The sequence below is a fragment of the Labrys methylaminiphilus subsp. lupini genome (assembly GCF_051161885.1).
Classification (GTDB): domain Bacteria; phylum Pseudomonadota; class Alphaproteobacteria; order Rhizobiales; family Labraceae; genus Labrys.
In genome coordinates this window covers 31,554-47,108 of sequence record NZ_JBMDIH010000002.1, presented here as the reverse complement: position 1 = coordinate 47,108, position 15,555 = coordinate 31,554, and the positions used below count along the sequence as shown (strand labels likewise).

Here is a 15,555-nt window from a genome sequence, read left to right as displayed (position 1 = left end):
CCGCCGCCGCTGCGCGGCGCCATCTTCCCCGAAACCGGGGAAGGATAGTCGTGCCCTTTTCGGTACGGCTGGGGTGCTCGTCATATTCTGCGACGCATCCAGGATCCACTTTGCAAGAACCCACTTTGCAAGCATCGGGACGCCCCATGGCTGAGCCAAGCACCATACCCGCCGTTTCCTTCCGAGGCGTCGAGCGTCATTTCGGCGCCGTCAAGGCCGTCGACGGTGTCAATCTCGACATTGCGCCGGGTGAGTTCTTCGCCATGCTCGGCCCTTCGGGGTCCGGAAAGACGACGTGTCTGAGACTGATCGCCGGTTTCGAACAGCCTACGGCCGGCCATATCGAGATCTTCGGCGAGCATGTGGAAGGCATGCCGGCCTATCGCCGGCCGGTGAACACCGTCTTCCAGGACTATGCCCTGTTTCCCCATCTCAACATTCTCGACAATGTCTGTTACGGCCTGATGATCCGCGGCATCGGCAGGCAGGAGCGCTATCGACAGGGGCGCGAGGCCCTCGCCATGGTCAAGCTCGCCGGCAAGGAGGATCGCAAGCCTGGACAGCTATCGGGCGGCCAGCGTCAGCGCGTCGCGCTGGCTCGCGCGCTGGTGGTTCGTCCGAAGGTGCTGTTGCTCGACGAGCCGCTCGGCGCGCTCGACCTCAAGCTGCGCGAGGAGATGCAAAGCGAGCTCAAATCGCTGCAGCGTTCGCTCGGCCTCAGCTTCGTGTTCGTTACCCATGACCAAAGCGAGGCGCTGTCCATGGCCGACCGGGTTGCCGTCTTCAACGATGGCCGCATCGCCCAGGTCGGCAGCCCGCAGGAAATCTATGAGCGGCCGAGCAACCGCTTCGTCGCCGATTTCGTCGGCAGCTCCAATGTGATCGAACCGGCGCAAACCAAGGCCTGGCTCGGTATCGACAAGCCCTCCAGCCTGAGGCCGGAGAAGATCGGTCTGCTTGTCGACGGGACAAGTCCAGCGGCCGACACCATCACCATCACCGGCACGATCACCCAGATCCTCTATCATGGTGCCGTCAACCGCGTGGAACTGGCGGCCGAGACCGGTGGCCGGCTGATCGCAGCCATTCCGGCTTCAGCGACGGCCGGGATGCCGGCCCAAGGAGCGACCGTGCGGCTGAATTTCTCCGCTCAAGCCCTGCATGTGATGGAGGGCGCATGAGTACGCCAGTCACCATCGCGGCCCCTGCCGACGGACTGTTGCGACGTTTTTCCGACCTGCTGGTCAGGCGGCGCGGGCTCTATCTCATGCTGTTGCTGGTGCCACCCCTGCTGTGGCTCGGCGTCGTCTATCTCGGCTCGCTCTTCATGCTCTTGATGGAGAGCTTCTATTCCATCGACGATTTCTCCGGCGTGGTGGTGCGCGAGCCGACCCTGAGCACCTATGGCCAGCTGTTCTCGCCAGCCAATTTCAGCATCATCATGCGCACGCTTTCCGTCTCGGCGGTGGTGACGGTGCTGTCGGCGATAATTGCCTTTCCGATCGCCTATTATGCTGCCCGCTACGCCAGGGGGCGGATGAAGGCCGCCTTCTATCTGGCGGTGATGATGCCGCTGTGGTCGAGCTATCTCGTCAAGGTCTATGCCTGGAAATTGCTGCTCGCCAAGGAAGGCATCGTCGGCTGGGCCATGAACGGGATCGGCCTCGGCCGTTTGCTCGAAGCCTGGCTGGCACTGCCCGTGGTCGGCGGCCCCTCCCTGTCGGTAAGCTATACAGGCATGATCCTGGTGTTCCTCTATCTGTGGACGCCTTTCATGATCCTGCCGCTGCAGGCGGCGCTGGAGCGGGTGCCAGCCACGCTGATCGAGGCCTCCGGTGATCTCGGTGCCAGCCCGGGGCAGACATTCCGCAAGGTGATCTGGCCGCTGGCCTTTCCGGGCTTGGTGGCGGGCGCGATCTTCACCTTCTCCCTGACGCTGGGCGATTACATCGTGCCGCAGATCGTCGGGCCCTCATCGCTCATCCTTGGGCAGGTCGTCTATGTCCAGCAGGGCACGGCCGGCAACATTCCGCTCGCCGCAGCTTTTTCCGTAGTCCCGGTGGTGATCATGGCGGTGTTCCTGACCGTCGCCAAGCGATTGGGAGCCTTCGATGCGCTGTGATCTCCGACAAGTCCGCGAGGCAGGCTGCCATGACTGAGAATCGTGCTTCCTTCGGCCTGCGCGTTGCCGCCGGCGCTTCGCTCGCCTTCCTCATCGTCCCGCTGGTCTTCATCATCCTCTATGCCTTCACCACGGAAGAAAACAGCTATCAGTTTCCCCCGCCGGGCCTGACGCTGAAATGGTTCGGTGTGGCCTGGGAGCGCCCGGATGTCTGGGCGGCGTTGTCGCTCTCCGTCCGGGTTGGGCTGCTTTCCACCCTGCTGGCGATCATTCTCGGCACGCTGGCGGCGGCGGCGCTCTCGCGCACCCGCTTCTTCGGCCGGGAGTCGATCTCCCTGCTGCTGATCCTGCCGATCGCCTTGCCGGGCATCATCACCGGCATGGCCCTGCGCACGGCCTTTCACGAAGGTGGCATTCCTTTTTCCTATTGGACCATCGTGCTCGGCCACGCCACCTTCTGTATCGTGGTTGTCTACAACAATGCGGTCGCCCGTTTCCGCCGGCTGTCGCCCTCGCTGATGGAGGCGTCCATGGATCTGGGAGCCGACGGTTTCCAGACCTTCCGCCATGTGGTGCTGCCCTCGATCGGCACCGCCTTGCTGGCGGGCGGCATGCTCGCCTTCGCTCTGTCCTTTGACGAAGTGATCGTCACCACCTTCACCTCCGGCCAGCAGCAGACCCTGCCGATCTGGATGTTCGAGCAATTGATCCGGCCGCGCCAGCGACCGGTCACCAATGTCGTCGCCGTCATCGTCATCCTGGTCACCGCCATACCCATTCTCGCGGCCTATTACCTGACCCGCGAGGGCGAGAACGTTGCTGGTTCGGGGAAATAGGTACAGGCCCCGATTGCAAGCGATGGGGCGCCGCGGCAGCCATGCACCCCATCAGGATCACTTCCCGTAGGAGGGTAAGGCATGGTGCATGCCGCCCTCAGCCCTGCCTTCACATCCGCCCTGACCCAAGGAGATTGCCATGCTCGACACCAAAATGCTGATCGGGTCGAAATTCGTGCCCGGCACCGAGGCACCGGAGAAAGTACTCAATCCCAAGACGGAGGAGACGCTGATCGATCTTCCCGAGGCCTCCGTCGAGCAGGTCGACGAGGCGGTGGAGGCGGCGGCCACGGCCTTCGCCGGCTGGTCGCGCACCACGCCGGCCGAGCGGTCGGCTCTCCTGCTCAAGCTTGCCGATGCGATCGAGAAGGATGCGGAGGCCTATGCCACGCTCGAGGCGCTCAATTGCGGCAAGCCGCGCATCCGCGTGCTGCAGGACGAGATACCCGGCGTCGTCGATTGCTTCCGCTTCTTCGCCGGCGCCGTGCGCAACATGCACGGGCTGGTGGCCGGCGAATATCTGGCTGGACACACCTCGATGATCCGGCGCGATGCCGTCGGCGTGGTCGGCTCGATCGCGCCCTGGAACTATCCCCTGATGATGGCGGCCTGGAAGCTGGCGCCGGCGCTGGCGGGCGGCAATACCATCGTGATCAAGCCCTCCGAGCAGACGCCGTTGACGCTGCTCAAGCTCGCGGCCAGCATTGCCGAGATCTTCCCGGAAGGCGTGGTGAATGTGGTGGTTGGACGCGGCGAGAGTGTCGGCAATGCCCTGATCCATCATCCCAAGGTCTCGATGGTTTCGCTGACCGGCGACATCGCCACAGGCAAGAAGGTTCTGCAGGCCGCCGCCAAGACGGTCAAGCGTACCCATCTCGAACTCGGCGGCAAGGCGCCGGTGATCGTGTTCGACGATGCCGATCTCGAGGCCGTGGTCGAGGGCGTCAAGCTGTTCGGCTACTACAACGCCGGCCAGGACTGCACCGCCGCCTGCCGCATCTATGCCGGCAGCAAGATCTACGACAATCTGGTCGCTGATCTTGCCGGCGCGGTGAAGAGCCTCAAATACAACCAGGCCAATGACGATGAGAACGACATCGGCCCGCTGATTTCCGCGCGCCAGCGTTCGCGCGTCGCCTCCTTCGTCGAGCGGGCTACCGAGCACAAGCATATCGAGATCGCCACCGGCGGCCATCAAGCGGCCGGCAAGGGCTTCTTCTACGAACCCACCGTGGTCGCCGGGGCCCTGCAGAGCGACGAGATCGTACGTCGCGAGGTGTTCGGGCCGGTGGTCTCGGTGACACGCTTCGACGATGTCGAGGAAGCCCTGGGCTGGGCCAATGATTCCGACTACGGCCTGGCGTCCTCGGTCTGGACGCGCGACCTTTCCAGGGGCATGCAGATGGCCTCGCGCCTGCAATATGGCTGCACCTGGGTGAACTGCCACTTCATGCTGGTGAGCGAGATGCCGCATGGCGGCGTCAAGTCCTCCGGCTATGGCAAGGACCTGTCGATGTATGCCCTGGAGGACTACACTGTGGCACGCCACGTCATGGTCAAGATGGGCTGATTCCGGACGCGAGACCGTCGGGCGCGAGACCGTTTCGCAAGCAAAGCAAGGATGGGTCTTGCATTCCGCCAAGGCCCATCCTTTCGTTTTGGACAGCAATGCCGAGTTCGGGCATGGTCTGGTGTTGTGCGTGGAACAGCCCGCGCAAGCCATTGATTTCATCATGTCATTTCATGAACGAGGTGATTGCCATGAAGCTTGCGAAGAAGCTTGCCTCGGCCGCGCTGTTGGTCTGCGCTCTGCTGGCGGCGCCGGCAATGACCAAGGCCAACGCGGCCGCTGTCGAGCCGATCTGGCAGGTCTGCCGGGCTATCGGGAAGGATCCAGCCGCTAGCGTCAAGGCCTGCACCCAATTCCTCGATTTGCCCGAGGGAAAGCTCAAGCAGTTTCGCACCTATGCCTTTTCCAATCGTGGCAACGCCTATGTCAGCCTGCAGCGTTATGATGAGGCGCTGGCCGATCTGAACGAGGCGCTGCGCCTCGATGCCGGGAACGAGACCGCCTATGTCGGTCGCGGCAACGTCCATTTCTGGCGCGGCGAAAACGATCTCGCCCTCAAGGATTTCGGGCAGGCCGTCAAGCTCGATCCGCGCGATGCCAATCCCCAACACGGCCGCGGCAATGTCTATTTCAACCAGGGCCGCTACGAGGAGGCGATCAAGAGCTATAGCGAGGCGATCCGCATCAATCCGAAATTCTTCAACGCCTATAGCGGCCGCGCGAACGTCTATGCCGAACTCAAGCAGACCGATAGGGCGATCTCGGATCTCTCCCAGGCGCTCAAGCTCAATCCGAGCTATGTCAATGCGCTCGTCAATCGCGGCAACAACTATATGATCGGCAAGCGTTTCGACGAAGCGATTGCCGACTACGACAGGGCCCTGGCCCTCAAGCCGGAGACCATCCTTGCCTTGAGCGGGCGGGCCGGCGCCTATGGCATGAAGAAGGATTATGAGCGCTCGGTCGCCGATTTCACCAAGGCGCTGGAGCTCGATCCGTCCTATCTGAACGCGCGCTATAGCAGGGGGCAGGCCTATAAGGAGTTGGGCAAGCTCGATCTGGCCGCGGCGGATTTCCGCAACATTCTTGCCCAGAAATCTGATTTCCTGAATACGCGCGACCTGTTGGCCGACGTCGAAAAGGCCGGTGCTGCGGCGTCTGTTCCCTCACCGGGCACCATTGCGGCACCTGCGGCCGGCGCGCTCGCCGCCATCAAGGCACAGCGCCGCGTCGCTTTGGTGATCGGCAACGGCGCCTATCCGCAGGCGGCTCTTGCCAATCCCCACAATGATGCCGCCGATGTCAGTGCCCGCTTGCAGCAGCTCGGCTTCGACGTGGTGACGGGCTATGATCTCACCCTGTCGGGCTTTTCCGACACGGTGAACCGGTTCGTCGCCAAGGCGCAGGGCGCCGATGTCGCCGTCTTCTATTATTCTGGCCATGCCATGCAGGTGGATGGCGAGAATTGGCTGCTGCCCGTCGATACCAGGGTGCGCAGCCTGTTCGACGTCCAGCAGTTCAACGTGTCGTTGCAGCGTCTGCTGCACACCGTGGATTCGCAGGCCAAGACCACGCTGGTCTTCCTGGATGGCTGCCGCAACAATCCGTTCGCCGACGCCCTCAAGGCCCAGCTCAAGGCGCAGAATCGTGCCTATGCCGAGACGCGCGGCCTTGCCCGCCTCACCGTCGATTCGCCCGATACGCTCGTGGTGTTCGCCACCCAGCCCAATGACGTGGCCGCCGACGGCACTGGGCGAAACAGCCCCTTTACGCAGGCCTTCCTTGCCAATGTCGGTGCGCCGGGCGTCGAGGTCGAGACGCTGATGAAAAGAGTGACGGCCGATGTGAAGGCAGCGACGGGAGACAAGCAGCGTCCCGAACGTCTGTCGGGCCTGACCACGGAATTCTACTTCGTCCCGCCAAATTAATGTGCGTTGCCGTCGTACAACTTGCCCACCGCGACAATTCCGTCATGATATCGCCAACCATAAACGGGTTGGGAGGAATCATGACGGCGGTTTCGTCTGCGCAAAGGCCATGGTTGGCAGCTTATGACGGAGACATGAAACCGCATGTCGGGGAGGTGCCCTACAGATTGCTGGGGGACATGATCGTCCAGAGCGCACGCGAAACCCCGCGCAAGACGGCCTACAGCTGCGTCATGCCCAACGGTATGCACGGTTCGCTCAGCTATAGCGAGGCCGATCGATTGTCGGATCAGTTCGCCGCCTATCTGCATGGCGAGCTGAAACTGCCGCCCGGCTCGCGCGTGGCCATCCAGGCCCCCAACGGGCTCGCCTATCCTGTGGTCGCTTTCGGCGTGTTCAAGGCAGGCTGCGTGCTGGTCAATGTAAACCCTCTCTACCTGGCCGAGGAGGCCGGTGCGGTCTTCGCCGATGGTGGCATTTCCGTGCTGGTGGTGATCGACATGTTCGCCGACCGCACGGCCAAGACCCTCGCGACGGTGAAGGTGCCGCATGTGGTCATGATCAGCGCGGCCGAATTTTTCCCGGTCTTGCCGCGCACCGTGATCGGCCTGGTGCAAAAACATGTGCGCAAGGAGATCCCGGCCGCGACCTTCCCGCATGTCCGCCTCAAGCAGGCCCTGGCGCTTGGCCAGGCCAAGCTCGCACGCGGCCTAAAGGTTGCCGACATCACCGCCGGCATGGACTCTTCGGCGACTGCCTGCCTGCAATATACGGGCGGCACCACCGGCGTGAGCAAGGGCGCCATGCTCACCCATCGCAACCTGGTCATGAACGTCATGCAGGTGCTGGCCTTCGGGGGCGGTGCCTTCACGCGGGACGACGTGATCATGACGGCGCTGCCGCTCTATCACATCTTCGCTTTCACGGTGAATTTCCTCACCTTCACGGCGCGGGGCGCTCATGTGCTGCTGGTGCCCAATCCGCGTCCCCTGAGCAATTTGCGCAAGGCTTTCGAAAATTATCCGGTCAGCTACATCACCGGCGTCAACACACTCTATAACGGCCTGCTCAACGAGGCCTGGTTCACGTCCATGCCCAAGCCCCATCTCAGGGTCTGCATTGCCGGCGGCACGGCGCTGCAGGCTGCGGTGGCCGAGCGCTGGCACAAGAGCGTCGGCGTGCCGGTCGGGGAGGGCTACGGCCTGACCGAAACGTCACCGGTCGTCTGCTTCAACCCTTTCGGCTCCGGGCACAACGGCGCGGTCGGCGTTCCCTTGCCGGACACCGATGTCAAATGCGTTGACGATGATTTCAACGAGGTGGCGCTGGGCATGCCAGGCGAACTGGCCGTGCGCGGGCCGCAGGTGATGGCCGGCTATTGGCGCCGGCCGGACGAGACGGCCAAGGTGATGCGCGGTGAGTGGATCCTCACCGGCGACATCGCCGTGATGGATGCTTCCGGCTATTTCCGTATCGTCGACCGGCGCAAGGACATGATACTGGTTTCGGGCTTTAACGTCTTCCCCAACGAGGTCGAGGACGTGCTGGCCAAGATGCCGGGAATCAAGGAAGCGGCGGTGATCGGTGTCCCCGATGGCGCGGCCGGCGAGGCGCCCAAGGCCTTCGTGGTCAGGAGCGACCCCACTTTGACGGTCGAGGCCGTACGTGCTTATGCCAAGCAGCATCTCACCGGCTACAAGGTGCCGAAATTCGTGGAATTCAGGGATGATTTGCCGAAGTCCAATGTCGGCAAGATCTTGCGCAAGGATTTGCGGAGCTAGAGCGTTGCGATTTGGCGGAATCGCCAGGAATCGCAAAGACGTGTCGAACCAGAGAGTTAGAGCAAACAAGCGTTTCCGTCCAAACGCGCTTTGCTCTAGCTGGGGAAACTCGACTGCTTCCTACTTAGCAGCCCGGCGACATCATTATCCTCAGCGAATGATCTCCGGCCTCGTCGTACGGAATGTCGGGCGACCGCGCTTCCAGCCTCGTATCACGCGGCTGTTCTCGCGTATCGCCTGTTCGGGCGTCACGCAGTCGATCAGTACGATGTCGGCTGCCGCTCCGACCGATAGGCCGGATGCGCGCCGCATTCCGCGCGCTGCAAGGGGACCGATCATGTCGAAGATGAGCCGTAGATGCTCGGTGCGCGAAAGTTGAACGACATTGGCATAGAGGTTCGCCATGCGAAGGAGTGAGGCATCACCAAATGGCGTGAAGGGGTTGAGAATATTGTTGGTGGCGATCGAGGCATTCACACCCCTCAAAGCCAGAATATGGGTCGGAGCGACCCCACGCGGCACCAGTCGCTCATACTCGCGGCCATTTAGGAACAAGTCGGTGGCTGGCAGGGCCACCACTGCAATACCGGCCTCCCGGAGCCCTGTCGCGATCGCTTCAACTTCATGCGACGGCCGCGCCGAAAGGCTCGTCATGTGTCCGAGCGAGACGCGCCCCTGCCAACCGCGTCGTATCGTTTCCTTCAGGACGACGGGCAGATTGCTCTTTTCGGGTGCGAGATCGAAATCGAGATGGAAGTCGACAGCGACGCCGTGCGCTTGCGCGAGGTCGAAGATCAGGCTGATTTGTCCAGCCGGATCGGGATCGGTGTAGGGAGCACCACCCACCAGATCCGCTCCGTCCGCCAGGGCCTCATTCAACAAACCTAGCGTTTCCGGCTCGTTGGTGAGCCCTTCCTGCACGAAAGCGCAGATCTCGATATCGATGGCGAACGCGTAATCCCGGCGAACGCGTTTGACGGCTTCAAAGGAGCGCAACCCGGCCCGCGGATCGACTTCGACGAAGCTGCGCATCGCCATGGTGCCTTGTATGATGGCCTGCTCGACGACGCGAGCGGCCCGTGCATAGACATCCGCCTCGGTGAAGGACGCCTTGGCTCTTGCCGTCTCGCGCACCGCCTCCGCCAAGGTACCCTCGCAGATGCGGCAGCGATCGAGGATACAAGCTTTGTCCAGATGGATGTGGCTGTCGACGAAGCCGCTGCAAGCCAGCGCACCTTCGGCGTCTACGATTTCAATCGCTTCACAACGAAGCTCTCGACCGATCGCGGCGATCGACTTGTCGCGTATCGCCAAGTCTACCGGCTCCTCACTGGTCGGCAGGCGGGCATTGCGGATAAACAGGTCAGCTGGGGGAATGTCCATCGTCAAAGACCAATCGCCCCGCCATCGCTGCGCGGATCATGCGCGGCTATGATCGTCCCGTCAGGTCGCAGGCGAATGATGCCGGCATGTCCGCCGAGTTGGCTGAAGGGTTCGATCCGGCCCACCTGATGTCCCTTGTCTGCAAGCTCGGCAATGAGCGAACCTCCGGCATGGGCCTCTATCTTCAGGCTGTCGCGACTGTCCGAGAAGGTGCGCCCCAGAAGGAAACGCGGCCGGGATAGGGCCGCAAGCGGATCGAGCCCGTGGTCGATCAGCAGCGACAGCAGCAGAGCGAGGGTCTGCGGCTGTCCGTCGGCGCCTTGAGTGCCGTAAAGCAGGCAGGGGCGCCCGTCCTTCAAGCCGATGCCGGGGTTCAACGTGTAGAAGGGACGCTTGCCGGCCCTGATGCAGTTCGGGCTCGCTGGATCGAGGCTGAAGGCCGCGCCGCGGTTCTGCCATAGGATGCCCGTGTCGCCGGCGACGACGCCGCTGCCCCAGTCGAAATAGAGGCTCTGCAGCATGGCAACGCTCCTGCCCGCGCTGTCCGTCGCTGCCAGGAAGGCCGTGTCGGCGGTCTGGAAGGGGTGCGGCCAAGGCAACGCCCTGTCCAGATCGATAGAGCGTGCCTTCGCAGCCAGTCGGCGCCCATCGAGCAACTGCGCGACATTCACGTCTGTGAAGGCGGGGTCGACGATCGACGGGCGATCGAGGAAGGCCTGTTTCACGGCTTCCACGAGGAGGTGGTAGAATTCGGCCGAGGCAGGGTCGAGCCGGCCCAAATCGAAGGAAGACAAGACAGCCATGATGGCGAGCGTCGTCGCGCCTTGCGTCGGCGGCGGCGGCGCAAGAAGGGTCACGTCGCGATAGCTTTGCGCCAGTGGCTGCTCACGGAGTGTGCGGGTGCTGGCGAGATCCGCAGCAGTCAGGGGTGAACCGGCGGTTCGGAGGCCCGACGCGATGCGCGCACCGAGCTCGCCTTCGTAGAACTCGCGCACGCCGTGATCGGCTATGGCGCGCAGCGAACTCGCCAAAGTCGGCTGGCGCTGTATGCCGTTCCGGAAGAAGACCCCTTGGAAGCCATGCCATTGCGTGACCTCGCTTCCGCGGAAACGATGCCAGAATTCTTGAGAAGGACTGACGTCGAAGCCGTTTTGTGCCAGCGCGACGGCGTCGTCGAGCAGGCCGGCGATGGACAATCGGCCCTGCCAGTGGCTGTGGGAGTGATCGAGGACTTGTCCCCAACTGTCGACGAGGCATGCCGTCGTTATGGCCGAAAGCGGCCCGCGAAGCGGGATGACAGACAGATCGGGGATGAACCTCGCTGCCTGGCCAATGCCCAGGAAGACGGTGGCAGTACCCGTGCGATCGGCAACCAGCCAAACCGCGTCTCCGCCGAGACCACAAAAATGTGGATAGAGGACCGAGAGTGACGCGCTTGCGGCAACCAGCGCCTCGATGGCATTGCCCCCCCGCTTGAGGACCTTTGCTCCGGCCTCTGTGGCGAGCCAGTGCGGCGCGACGACCATGCCTCCGCTCGACGTCGCGTTCTCGCTGGGCCTTTGCCGTGGGACGGTCTTCATGCAATCGCTGCGATTGGGTGAACAGGCCCCCAGTCAAGCAAGTTCCGGGCCATTTCCGTCGTAAGCGCGTTCGAATTCTTCCGGGCCCCGACGTCGGTGCACCCAGCGGAAATCCCTGCGATGGGCAGACGACAGCGAAGCGTTCACAGTGCTGGGCAGGCCAACCCCAAGGCGTCCGGACGTTGTCTATTCGTGGCGTCGCTGGCGTCCTCGTCTGCTCCTCCGATTCGCCAGTCGGAGCGCTTTAAAGAGCGGGCGAGGACGCCAGCGTTTCCAGGAAGGTCATGCTCCGACCGGGCAGCATCTTCGAGACTTGGTATGACGCCAAGGCCCCTTGTGTGGGGTGCATCAACCCGATCTCGCAGACCAACTGGCTATTATAGGCCGTGGATGTGTGGCTCGCCGTCCGACAAAAAAAGAGCAGGTTGCGACTTTTGGTCATCGCAATCTGCTCTTGGACTGTCATATCCGCTGCAAGCGGAAAGAGCAGGCCGGACGGCCTGATCCCAGATCTATTGCCGGTAATGCTGAATGCGCGTGGTGCGCAGGCCCGCCAGGCCATGGCGGTCGATCGAGGCCTGCCAGGACAGGAATTCCTCGGTAGTCAGCACATAGCGGTTGCAGGCCTCCTCGAGGCTGAGAAGTCCGCCACGTACGGCGGCAACCACTTCTGCCTTGCGCCGGATCACCCATCGCTGGGTACCAGGCGGCGGCAGGTCCGCGACGGTCAGGGGGCTGCCGTCGGGGCCAATGACATATTTCACCCGAGGGCGAAGAGTTTCGGTCATGGGTACGCTCACACAATTCGAATGACCATGTAAGCTGCAGGCTAGGGGGGCTCGCTTAAAAATTGTTGAAGGAAATTGAGAAAAGCCATTGATCTCGCTTCGATCATTACAATTCGGCAACAAGCTGAATCAGGCCTTAACTTCGTCGCCATCTATTCGTTTGCCTGGCGGCAGAAAGGGTTTGGCCAGAGCGTGGTAGAGCTTTTCCCGGCAGATGAGAGCCGAGATGCCGTCGGCGATGATGGCGGTGGCCAGCAGCGGTAGTACCATGGCGCGGCTGTCCGACATTTCCGAAATGATGATGACGGCTGTGAGCGGTGCCCGCACCACGCCGACGAAATAGCCGATCATGCCGAGCAGCACGATGGCACCGAGCGGCTGGCCGGGAAAGGCAAGGGCGATCAGATTGCCGACGCCGGCACCGGTGGCGAGCGAGGGCGCGAAAATGCCGCCCGGCACGCCCGACAGCACGGTGATCAGGCTCGAGAAGAATTTGGCCGGTCCGAACCACAAGGGTTCGGCATGGGATTCCACCAAGCGGCGGGCGACCTCATAGCCGGTGCCCCAGGTTGCGCCCTGGCTGAGAACACCAAGGATCGCGACAAGGAGGCCACAAATCAGGGCAAGCCAGATGGGCCGGCGGCGCAGGGCCGCAATGGGGGAGAGGGCGGTGGCGCCGAAGGCCAGAATCAGCCGCGAGAACAGGCCACCGGTGATACCGCCGATCACGCCGGCCAGCGGCGCGATGAGCAGGGCGGCGCCGAGCGGCAGCGCCTCGTGCACGGAGCCGAAATAGATGTAGTCACCGGCGATGCCGAGACTGACGAGGCCCGAGATCATCACGGCCGCCATGGCCAGCAAGGCGAGGCGCTGGTGATAGGAAGCGGCGAGTTCCTCGATGGCGAAGGCGATACCGGCGAGCGGCGTGTTGAAGGCGGCTGAGACCCCCGCCGCCCCACCGGCGATGATCACGGCGGGCGAAAGATCGATCTTCAGGAGGCGATGCATGAAAGCCATGAGGGCGGCACTGATCTGCACCGTCGGTCCCTCGCGGCCGACCGAGGCGCCGACCAGGATGGCGCCGATCGTCGCCACGAATTTGAAGGCGGCGACCTTCATGGAAATCAGGTCCGCCACGACGGCATGCTGGGGATCGCGGGCGCCGGCGCTCACCTGGGGGATGCCGGAGCCGCGGGCCGCGGGCGCAAAACGCCGTGTGAGCCAGGCCAGGAGAGCGAGCCCCAAGGGCGTCACCAGCAGCGGTGCGTAGGGGGCCTTGTCCACCATCAATTCGAATAGTTTCGCGGCCTGGTCCGCCGTCCAGGTGAAGGCGAGGGCGACTAGGCCGAGAATGACGGCACCGATGGTCGTTGCGGTGCGGCGGCGCAGTAATATCGGCAATTCGCGAGGGGTCATCGGGGGAATAAAGTCCTTTGCTTCCCCTTCTAAACCGCCAAAGCCTTGCGACGGCAAGGAGGAATGCCTGATCGCGATCTGCGAGCACCCAGTCAGCCCCGCCTAATCACTCGCCCGCTCGGCGCTGATGATCCATGCACGCGAATCGAAAAGCACACCGTCGGTCGTCATATGGGCGTCCAGCAAGTCACGCAGCCGCTGCAGCGGCTGATCCGGTGTTTCATCCGTGCGCGCAAGCGTGTCCTTCACCAGATAGAGGCCGGTGAGGGCATCGAACGCGGCGTCGACATTCGGCCCGTAGAAGACCGGCTCGTTCACCTCGGTAAAGTCGATCGAGATGAAGCCCGCAGTGCTCAGAAGCGCTGTCGCCACGGCGGGATCCCCGAGCGAAAACGGCTTGCCGGCGTCGATGGACAGCACGCCTCCCGGGGCCAGTGCCTGCCTGATGGCACCAGACCATCTGTTGGCCTCCTGGCTCTGCCACACCATCCACACAAGGCGCGCGCCCGGACGCAGCGCGCGGGCAATATTGGCAAAGGCCACCGCTGGATCGGCAAAGAACATCACGCCGAATCGGCTGATGCACAAATCGAAGCTGGAGGCTGGGAAGGCGTGGTGCTGCGCGTCGCCCCGTTCAAACACGACGTTTCCCAGCCCAGCTTCCAGGCAACGCCGCCGCGCGATTTCCAGCATCTCGGCAGACGTATCGACGCCGACCACGTTCGCCTCCACCGCGATGCTGGCGGCCTCGCGCGTGGTCTGGCCTGCACCACAACCGATATCGAGCACTCGGTCGCGTTTGCCGACCCTGGCGGCAGCCCGCAAGTGCCGGTTGTGCCGCGATAATTCCGCGTCATAAAAATCAGCACATTGCAACGCCATCAGACCCACCCGCTTTTGTCTTGGCTACGAAAGTTCGTCTCTCTGCTGAGTTCCTCGGTCGCTGGCGGGGGCAGCACCCCATGCCTGGGCGCGTACCCACAGCCTCCGTTACAAACTGATTGCACAATAGGATCAGATGTGCAATCTGAAATCCAGTTGCAATTTGCAATTAGAAGGATCGCGTTCATGGAACGGGCCACATGCCTGGTTACCGAGAAGGTCGTCGAAGTCAAAGGGGCTGATCTCCAGACCCAGGCTTTCGGTGTCGCCTCCAGCCCACCCATCGTGCTGATCATGGGGATGATGTCTTCGATGCTGTGGTGGCCAGACCGGTTGTGTGAAGAACTTGCGGGTCGTGAGCGCTATGTGATCCGCTACGACCAGCGTGACACCGGGCTTTCCACTCACTATCCACAAGGCGAGCCCGGCTACTCGCCCAGCGATCTGGCAGACGATACGATAGCCATTTTCGACAGTTACGGCTTGGAAACGGCGCATCTGGTCGGCATGTCGATGGGCGGCTTCGTCGCGCAGGAGGCCGCATTGCGCCATCGCCGGCGTGTGCGGACGCTCACCCTGATCAGCACATCGCCGTTCGCGGTCGAGGGATTGCCGTCCTCGACCACAGCCTATCAGGAGCATTCCGCAGCAGCCGAGGGGGTTGACTGGTCCGACCTCGAGGCCATCGCCGATTTCTTGAGCCGCGATGCGGCCATGCTTGCTGGCACCCGGCATCCGCATGATGCCGGGGCCGCAAGCGCGCTGATCGCCCGCGACATGGCCCGGGCGCCGTCCTTTGCCAGCGCCACCAACCATTTCGCGCTGGTGCGTGAAGACGGGCCTGCAGGGCTGCAGGCTTCCGATCTCGATGTGCCGGTTCTTGCGATCCACGGCACGGCCGATCCGCTGTTTCCCATCGCGCACGGGGAGGCCTTCACAAAGGTCGTGCCACATGCGCGATTGCACCGGATTGAAGGGGGAGGGCATGAAATCCACGATCATGACATTGACGAGATGGTCCAGGCCATCGCCCATCATGCGGTGTAATGCATGCCCGGAAAGCTAGGCATGCGGATCCCGGCCATCGTTTGACCGGCTCCGTACAAGGCTCTGATTGAGGCAGCAGCCTGATGGTTTTTGAAAGTCGTCGTGCCGGCAATCAGGCGCATCTTTCATGCTGAATTCGTAGTATTTTTCGTACAGCGCGCGATGCTGATTGAATACAGGCTGGAAGGCTATTTCGCGCTGGCAAAAATAAACTGGAGGGGG

General features: G+C 62.7%; 12 protein-coding genes. 7 read left to right on the top strand and 5 right to left on the bottom strand.

All coding sequences use genetic code 11. The annotated features are described in order from the left end of the window. Positions 1-146: 146 nt before the first annotated feature. The 6 genes from ACN6KF_RS25895 (at position 147) to ACN6KF_RS25870 (ending at position 8,237) form a co-directional block, all read left to right on the top strand. The gene (locus ACN6KF_RS25895) at positions 147-1,181 is read left to right on the top strand and encodes an ABC transporter ATP-binding protein (protein WP_434959799.1); all 1,035 of its coding nucleotides are present in this window, start codon (positions 147-149) and stop codon (positions 1,179-1,181) included. Further along, positions 1,178-2,122 carry an ABC transporter permease gene (locus ACN6KF_RS25890; RefSeq protein ID WP_434959798.1) on the top strand — a complete coding sequence of 315 codons (945 nt, stop codon included), beginning with the start codon at positions 1,178-1,180 and terminating at the stop codon, positions 2,120-2,122. The genes ACN6KF_RS25895 and ACN6KF_RS25890 overlap by 4 nt, the downstream gene beginning before the upstream one ends. A 29-nt stretch (positions 2,123-2,151) precedes the next feature. Next, complete coding sequence (locus tag ACN6KF_RS25885) at positions 2,152-2,958, top strand: ABC transporter permease (protein ID WP_434959797.1); 807 nt, start codon at positions 2,152-2,154, stop codon at positions 2,956-2,958. Between the two features lie 139 nt (positions 2,959-3,097). Beyond that, positions 3,098-4,528 carry a gamma-aminobutyraldehyde dehydrogenase gene (locus ACN6KF_RS25880; protein ID WP_434959796.1) on the top strand — a complete coding sequence of 477 codons (1,431 nt, stop codon included), beginning with the start codon at positions 3,098-3,100 and terminating at the stop codon, positions 4,526-4,528. Between the two features lie 191 nt (positions 4,529-4,719). Next, the gene (locus ACN6KF_RS25875) at positions 4,720-6,456 is read left to right on the top strand and encodes a tetratricopeptide repeat protein (protein WP_434959795.1); all 1,737 of its coding nucleotides are present in this window, start codon (positions 4,720-4,722) and stop codon (positions 6,454-6,456) included. Between the two features lie 134 nt (positions 6,457-6,590). Beyond that, positions 6,591-8,237 (top strand): AMP-binding protein, encoded by a 1,647-nt coding sequence (locus tag ACN6KF_RS25870; protein WP_434959794.1) that lies wholly within the window; start codon positions 6,591-6,593, stop codon positions 8,235-8,237. 150 nt (positions 8,238-8,387) lie between these two features. Here the strand turns inward: ACN6KF_RS25870 and ACN6KF_RS25865 are convergent, their stop codons facing one another. The 5 genes from ACN6KF_RS25865 to ACN6KF_RS25845 all read right to left on the bottom strand — a co-directional run bounded on the left by ACN6KF_RS25865 (position 8,388) and on the right by ACN6KF_RS25845 (position 14,286). Then, the gene (locus ACN6KF_RS25865; protein ID WP_434959793.1) at positions 8,388-9,620 is read right to left on the bottom strand and encodes an amidohydrolase family protein; all 1,233 of its coding nucleotides are present in this window, start codon (positions 9,618-9,620) and stop codon (positions 8,388-8,390) included. 2 nt (positions 9,621-9,622) lie between these two features. Then, positions 9,623-11,200, bottom strand: a complete 1,578-nt coding sequence (locus ACN6KF_RS25860) for a gamma-glutamyltransferase family protein (protein WP_434959792.1) — start codon at positions 11,198-11,200, stop codon at positions 9,623-9,625. Positions 11,201-11,712: 512 nt separating this feature from the next. Beyond that, a complete protein-coding gene (gene sciP, locus ACN6KF_RS25855; RefSeq protein ID WP_068297942.1) occupies positions 11,713-11,988 on the bottom strand; it encodes a CtrA inhibitor SciP in 276 nt (91 codons plus the stop codon). Between the two features lie 129 nt (positions 11,989-12,117). After that, complete coding sequence (locus tag ACN6KF_RS25850) at positions 12,118-13,404, bottom strand: chloride channel protein (protein WP_434959791.1); 1,287 nt, start codon at positions 13,402-13,404, stop codon at positions 12,118-12,120. Between the two features lie 102 nt (positions 13,405-13,506). After that, positions 13,507-14,286 (bottom strand): class I SAM-dependent methyltransferase, encoded by a 780-nt coding sequence (locus tag ACN6KF_RS25845; RefSeq protein ID WP_434959790.1) that lies wholly within the window; start codon positions 14,284-14,286, stop codon positions 13,507-13,509. 186 nt (positions 14,287-14,472) lie between these two features. On the opposite strand from ACN6KF_RS25845, the gene ACN6KF_RS25840 reads away from it, so the two are divergent. Next, positions 14,473-15,333, top strand: coding sequence for an alpha/beta fold hydrolase (locus ACN6KF_RS25840; protein ID WP_434959789.1), 861 nt, complete (start codon positions 14,473-14,475; stop codon positions 15,331-15,333). Positions 15,334-15,555 lie beyond the last annotated feature (222 nt).